Genomic DNA, 6007 nt, shown 5'->3' with positions numbered 1-6007 from the left:
ATGGTACTGCAGGGGGGACCCTGTGGGAGAGTAGGACGCCGCCGAACAATTATTGTGGGAATGCCCTGTGCCAGGTATCTGGTGCGGGGCATTTCTGCGTTTACGGCCTCTACGCGAAAACCGCCTTGCGAGCGGTGGTCCGCGCGCGGAGTATCGGTGCATGAACTATGTGATACGGGCCGTACGGCCCGACGAATGGGCCAAGGCCAAGGAGATCCGGCTCGCCGCGCTCAAGGATCCGGCCGCGCCGGTGGCGTTTCTGGAGACGTACGAGCAAGGGCTTGCGCACCCCGACTCGTCCTGGCAGCAGCGCACCGCCGATGCCTCGCCCCGGAACGGCGCCCGCTCGGGACAGTTCATCGCCGAGGCCCCGGACGGAAGCTGGTCCGGTTCTGTGGCCGTGCTGATCGAGGAGGCCGGCGGCAGCGACTTCTTCGGCTGCACCATCACCCAGGCACAGGGACATCTCGTCGGTGTCTATGTGCGTCCCGAGCAGCGTGGCAGCGGGCTGCTCGGAGCGCTGGTCGCGGAGGCGCTCGACTGGGCGTGGTCGCGGCAGGAGCCACAGTTGTCCCGGGTGCGGCTCTATGTCCATGAGGACAACCCACGGGCGCGAGCGGCCTATCGCAAGCTCGGCTTCGTACCGACCGGGACCGTCGCACCGTTCGAGCTCGATCCGCTCGCCAAGGAGCTGGAGATGGCCATCGAACGCCCCTGACCGCGCAGTTCCCTCAACGCTCTTCGGCTTCCGGGCCGTTTTATCCGTACGGGTGCGCCACGGATGCCGGCCGATGTGATCGAGGAGTGGCAGCACGTCGGGCCGCGGGCGGTGCGTGCGGACGAGGCGGAGAGCCTTGTGGTGAGCGGAGTCCGGGCGTTTCTGAAGCTGTACGGGGCGTCCTGAGGGAGGTTCAGGGAGTTTCGCTCCGTCCGGTCCGGGAAGGCGCTCGCTATGCCTCGTCCGACAGGCTCTGGAGGTCGGCGTCGGGCCAGCGGGCCCGGCCCTGTTGCCGTGAGCGGAGCAGGACGAAGGTCGGCAGTCCCTGGTTCTGACCGGTGGCCAGCAGCTCCGGGAGCTGGGGAAGCGGGGCCACGGCGGCGACGTCATCGAGGACGAGCGTCATTGGTGGGTCGAGCCGACCGTCAGATGACCGTGCGGCCATGCGGCGGCCGTGCTCGACCACGCTTGAGGTGAGTGCGGTGAGCAGAGGCATCGCACCCGGGCGGGAGCGCGGATCTTCGATCGGCTCCCCCACCACATACAGAGTGCCCCCCTCGTTCACAAAAGAATCCAGCGTGAGCGTATCGGTTCGGTTCGGTGTGCAGGCGTCCCGGATATGGACCGAGGAGAGGGCGGCCAGCGCACGGGCCGTCAACTGCTGGGCCACTTCCCGGCGTTCGGGATGCGCGGTGAGCGCGGACTCCAGGAGGCCGGCGAGGCCGGAGGTGGCCTTGGGGTGGGTACGGAGGATCCGTACCGCCTCGTGCGCGCTGCCGCCCTGCGCCCAGCGGTGCACCTGTTTGAACGGCCGCCCGTCGACGGCCGCGGCGTGCAGCCAGCACCGCAGGAGCGTTTCCGCCGTGTCCGCCATGGCGGCGTCGAGCAGGGCGTGCGGGCGTACGGGTGCGAGCAGCGCGGTCGCGCGCGCGGCGGCGATGGCCGCGTCCTCGCATCCGGCGGTGGGAGACCAGTGGAGACGGGCCGGAGTGTCGCAGAGATGGCCCGGGTCGTAGAGCAGGACGGGACCGAGCTTGGCCCGCGTGTCCTTCGTCTCCGCCCATACGGCCGGGTCGGAGGTGACGACGAGCGCGGGACCTTCGGCGTCCAGGACTGCTTGGACGGAGATGGGCCGGCGGGTGAGCGGATCGCCGTACCGTACGCGCGGCGCGGTAAGTGGGGCGGGGATGACACCGGCGGACGCGGACGCGAGGGTGGTGTCGGAGGCGACGGGCGTGGGTACGGCCATGGGCGCAGCAGCCGGGGCCGGTCCCTGGGCGGCGGCGGTCCACCTCTGTGCCTGGGCGTGGGCCTCGACGTGGGCCTGTGTCTCGGCGGCCGTCGGTACGGACTCGGCCGCCGCCGTCCGTGCGGAAGGCCCTGGACCGGGATTTGGACCGGGCCCTGGACCCGGTCCGGCCATCGCGGCGACGCCCGGTCGGGCCTCCTTGGCGAGCATGTCACGCGTGTCGCGGCTGCCCGCGGCCTGTTCCCGTTCGTCACGCGGCTGTTCGCGCCGGCGTGCCCGTACCACTCGGTACCGTGCCGTCACTCCCAGGACGAACACCGCGAGGACGGTCAGCACCATGAGCTGGCTTATCAGCAGTCCCCAGAACAGCCCGTACCCGGAGAGCTGTGACGACGGCGTGTCCGGCCAGGCGCCCGCGACGTCGTGCGGTACGGAGGCGAGCTGACGCATCGCCAGCGGCGTACGGCCGTAGGTCACTCCGTCCGGCCAGGCGCCGTGCGTGAAGAGACCGGCCAGCCCGGTGGCTGTCCAGACCAGCAGCGACAGCCCCAGCACGAAGCCCAGCAGGCCGAGCAGCAGTCCGTCGGGGATTCCGCCCCGGCCGCCCTGGGCCTGCCCGTAGCCCTGCCCCTGCCCTTGCCCTTGCCCGTCGTGGTGGCGCGGCATCTCACGCCACCGTCGACTCGGAGGACTCGTTGAACTGCCGTTGCCGCTCAAGGAGGATCGCCCGCTGCTCGGCCTCCCACTCCGCCGCCTGCATGTCCGCGGGCAGTCCCGCGGCCAGGGCGTCGGCGGCGTCGGCCGCGTTCGACGCCTGGGAGTTCTCCGTCATGGCCCGGTCGGTGAAGACCAGCGGCCGTTCGGCCTCCGTCACGAGATGTTTGACGACCTGGACATTGCCGTTGACGTCCCAGACCGCGATTCCCGGTGTGAGTGTCGGGATGATCTCCACCGCCCAGCGGGGCAGTCCGAGCACCCGGCCGGTCGCTCTCGCCTCGTCGGCCTTCTGGGCGTAGATCGTCCTGGTCGAGGCCATCTTGAGGATGGCCGCGGCCTCGCGGGCCGCCGCGCCGTCGACCACGTCCGAGAGATGGTGGACCACGGCGACGAAGGAGAGCCCGAGCCGTCGGCCGAACTTGAGCAACCGCTGGAAGAGCTGGGCGACGAAGGGCGAGTTGATGATGTGCCAGGCCTCCTCGACCAGGAAGATACGCTTCCTGCGGTCGGGGCGGATCCAGGTGTGCTCCAGCCAGACGCCCACGATCGCCATCAGGATCGGCATCGCGATCGAGTTGCGGTCGATGTGCGAGAGGTCGAAGACGATCAGCGGCGCGTCGAGATCGATCCCGACGGTCGTCGGCCCGTCGAACATGCCCCGGAGGTCACCGTCGACCAGCCGGTCCAGGACCAGCGCTACATCCAGGCCCCAGGCCCGTACATCGTCCAGGTCGACATTCATCGCCTCGGCCGACTCGGGCTCCGGATGGCGCAGTTGCTCCACGATGTCCATCAGGACGGGCTGGCGCTCGACGATGGTTTCGTTGACGTAGGCATGCGCGACCTTGAGCGCGAAGCCGGAGCGCTCGTCCAGGCCGTGGCCCATCGCCACTTCGATGATCGTACGGAGCAGGGCGAGCTGACCGGTCGTGGTAATCGACGGATCGAGTGGATTGAGCCGGATTCCGCCGTCGAGCGCCGCCATCGGGTCCAGCCGGATGGGAGTTATTCCCAGCTCCTGGGCGATGAGGTTCCACTCGCCGACGCCGTCCTCGCCCTGGGCGTCCAGGACGACGACCTGGCGGTCGCGGAAGCGGAGTTGGCGCAGGACGTAGGTCTTCTCCAGCGCCGACTTGCCATTGCCGGACTCGCCGAGTACCAGCCAGTGCGGGGCCGGGAGCTGCTGGCCGTAGAGCTGGAACGGATCGTAGATATAGCCCTTGCCGCTGTAGACCTCGCGGCCGATGATCACGCCCGAGTCGCCGAGGCCGGGGGCCGCGGTGGGCAGATAGACGGCCTGGGCCTGGCCCGTGGACGTACGGACCGGCAGCCTGGTCGTCTCCACCTTCCCGAAGAGGAAGCTGGTGAAGGCATCCGTGAGGACGGACAGCGGATCTCGCACCACAGGCCCCTTTCGGCTCGTCGGTTGTCAGCGGTTGTCGGCGCTTTTCAGTGGTTCTCGGCGGTCGGTGTTCGGCAAGGCGGTATCTGGCAGGTCGGTGTCCCGCAAGGCGGGAGGTAGGGCGGCGGGACGGCCGGGCGGCCGGGCGGGCGGGCGGTCAGCGGCGGATGCCGGTCGCGAACGGCAGGGTGTTCACAAAGGCCCGGTGATGCTCGCGGTCGCACCACTCCAGCTTCAGATACGACTTGCCGGCCGAGGCTCTGATCGTCCGCTTGTCCCTGGCCAGTGCCTCGGGCGTCCTGGACGACACTGTGATGTACCCGACGAGGTTGACGCCCGCCGCCCCGCTGGCGAGATCTTCACCCCGCTGGTCCAGCCGCCCGTGCGCGGCGATGTCGCGCGGGTCGACGGTGCGGTTCATCTTGGCGGCGCGGCTCGCCTCCGCCTCGTCGTTGGTCTTCTCCGTCAGCATCCGCTCGATGGCGATCTCGGTCGGTTCGAGATCCATGGTGACCGAGACCGTGCGGATCACATCGGGTGTGTGGACGAGCAGAGGCGCGAGGAAGTTCACACCGACCGGAGTCATGGGCCATTCCTTGACCCAGGCGGTGGAGTGGCACCAGGGCGCGCGGGTGGACGACTCCCTGGTCTTGGCCTGGAGATATGTCGGTTCCATCGCATCCAGCTCGGCCGGCCAGGCGTTTCGTTTCGTCATGGCCTGGATGTGGTCGATGGGATGGTCCGGGTCGTACATGGAGTGCACGAGGGACGCGAGACGGCTCTGCCCGAGAGGCTGGCGTACGCGGATGTCGGCCTCGGCGAGCCGGGCGCAGATGTCGGTCAGCTCGCGGGCCATGACGACGGCGAGGCCCGCGTCCCGGTCGAGTTTCTTCGCACCGGCGGCCTGGCGGGCGGCGCGGGCCATGGCCTGGCCCTCGGCGGCCAGTTCACGGGTGTAGTGCATACAGGCGACCAGATAGGCGCGGTGCTGCTCGCTGGAGGTGGAGACCATCGACTGGAGCTGCTCGTAGGAGTTCTGGAGCCACTCGGGCGAGGAGACATCGCCGCGCTGGGCCACGTCCTTGGCGTGCGCGTCGGGGTCGGCGGGCAGCGTACGGGCGAGCATCTGGAGGCGGGTGACGAAGCCGTCCCCGTTGGCGACATGCTTGAGGAGCGTGCCGAAGCGGTCGACGAGTGCTTCCTGGTCCTCGCTGTCGCGCAGTCCGACGCCGGGGCCTTCGATCTCGATGGCGGCGGTGACGGTGCGGCGGTCGGCGTGCAGGAGTACGGCGATCTCGTCGGGACCGAAGGGCGCGGCCAGCCAGTTGATACGGCCGATGCCCGGAGGCGGGCCGATCTCGACCTCGCGGCCGTCGAGGGAGGTGCCGGCCTCCATGGCGGCGGAGCGGTAGACCGTGCCGCCGCGCAGCGTGCGCTTGTAGCTGCGGTTGATCTCGTACCACTTGTAGAACGTGCGCTGTTTGTACGGTACGTAGACGGCGGCCAGCGCGATGAGCGGGAATCCGGCGAGCGTCACGATCCGCAGCGGCAGGACGGGCACGAGCAGCCCGCACATCATGCCGATGAAGGCGCCGGCGATGATCAGGGCGATCTCGCCGGTCTCGCGGTTCTTGCCGACGATCGCGTTCGGCCGGGCGCGGCCGATGAGATACGTACGACGGGGCGCGATCGGGTGGGCCTGGGTCGTCAACGCCCTCCACCTCCAGTGCTGTTGTTGCCGGTGCCGGTGTTACGTGAGCCGTGGGGAGTGCCGCTGGTGGGGCCTCCGCTGCGGGGCGGGGGCGCGGCGGGAGGAATGCCGCCGGTGCCCGCTCCGCCGCCGCCTCCGCTTCCGCCGGGGTTGCGCGAGCTGTGTGCGGCGACGCCTCCGGAGACGGGATTGGCGGGGCGGCCGCCGCCT

General features: G+C 69.7%; 5 protein-coding genes and 1 pseudogene. 2 read left to right on the top strand and 4 right to left on the bottom strand.

Going from position 1 to position 6007, the window contains the following annotated elements:
• The first annotated feature begins 160 nt into the window (after positions 1-160).
• Both GA0115259_RS23615 and GA0115259_RS42095 read left to right on the top strand, forming a co-directional pair.
• Positions 161-718: a GNAT family N-acetyltransferase gene (locus GA0115259_RS23615; RefSeq protein ID WP_093600756.1), complete on the top strand. Its 558-nt coding sequence runs from the start codon at positions 161-163 to the stop codon at positions 716-718.
• Between the two features lie 63 nt (positions 719-781).
• Positions 782-904, top strand: a complete 123-nt coding sequence (locus tag GA0115259_RS42095; protein WP_256098110.1) for a hypothetical protein — start codon at positions 782-784, stop codon at positions 902-904.
• A gap of 46 nt (positions 905-950) precedes the next feature.
• Here GA0115259_RS42095 and GA0115259_RS23610 read toward each other — a convergent pair whose 3' ends face one another.
• The 4 genes and pseudogenes from GA0115259_RS23610 to GA0115259_RS41205 form a co-directional block, all read right to left on the bottom strand.
• A complete protein-coding gene (locus GA0115259_RS23610; RefSeq protein WP_093600754.1) occupies positions 951-2633 on the bottom strand; it encodes a type IV secretory system conjugative DNA transfer family protein in 1683 nt (560 codons plus the stop codon).
• A gap of 1 nt (position 2634) precedes the next feature.
• Positions 2635-4086 carry an ATP-binding protein gene (locus GA0115259_RS23605; protein ID WP_093600758.1) on the bottom strand — a complete coding sequence of 484 codons (1452 nt, stop codon included), beginning with the start codon at positions 4084-4086 and terminating at the stop codon, positions 2635-2637.
• Between the two features lie 157 nt (positions 4087-4243).
• Positions 4244-5797, bottom strand: coding sequence for an SCO6880 family protein (locus GA0115259_RS23600; protein WP_093600751.1), 1554 nt, complete (start codon positions 5795-5797; stop codon positions 4244-4246).
• Positions 5794-6007: pseudogene (locus GA0115259_RS41205) on the bottom strand (hypothetical protein); the annotation flags it as partial. The pseudogene GA0115259_RS41205 and the gene GA0115259_RS23600, both read right to left, overlap by 4 nt.

It is taken from the genome of Streptomyces sp. MnatMP-M17, assembly GCF_900091995.1.
In the GTDB taxonomy this organism is placed as follows: Bacteria; Actinomycetota; Actinomycetes; order Streptomycetales; family Streptomycetaceae; genus Streptomyces.
This window is presented reverse-complemented; position numbering and strand designations above follow the sequence as displayed.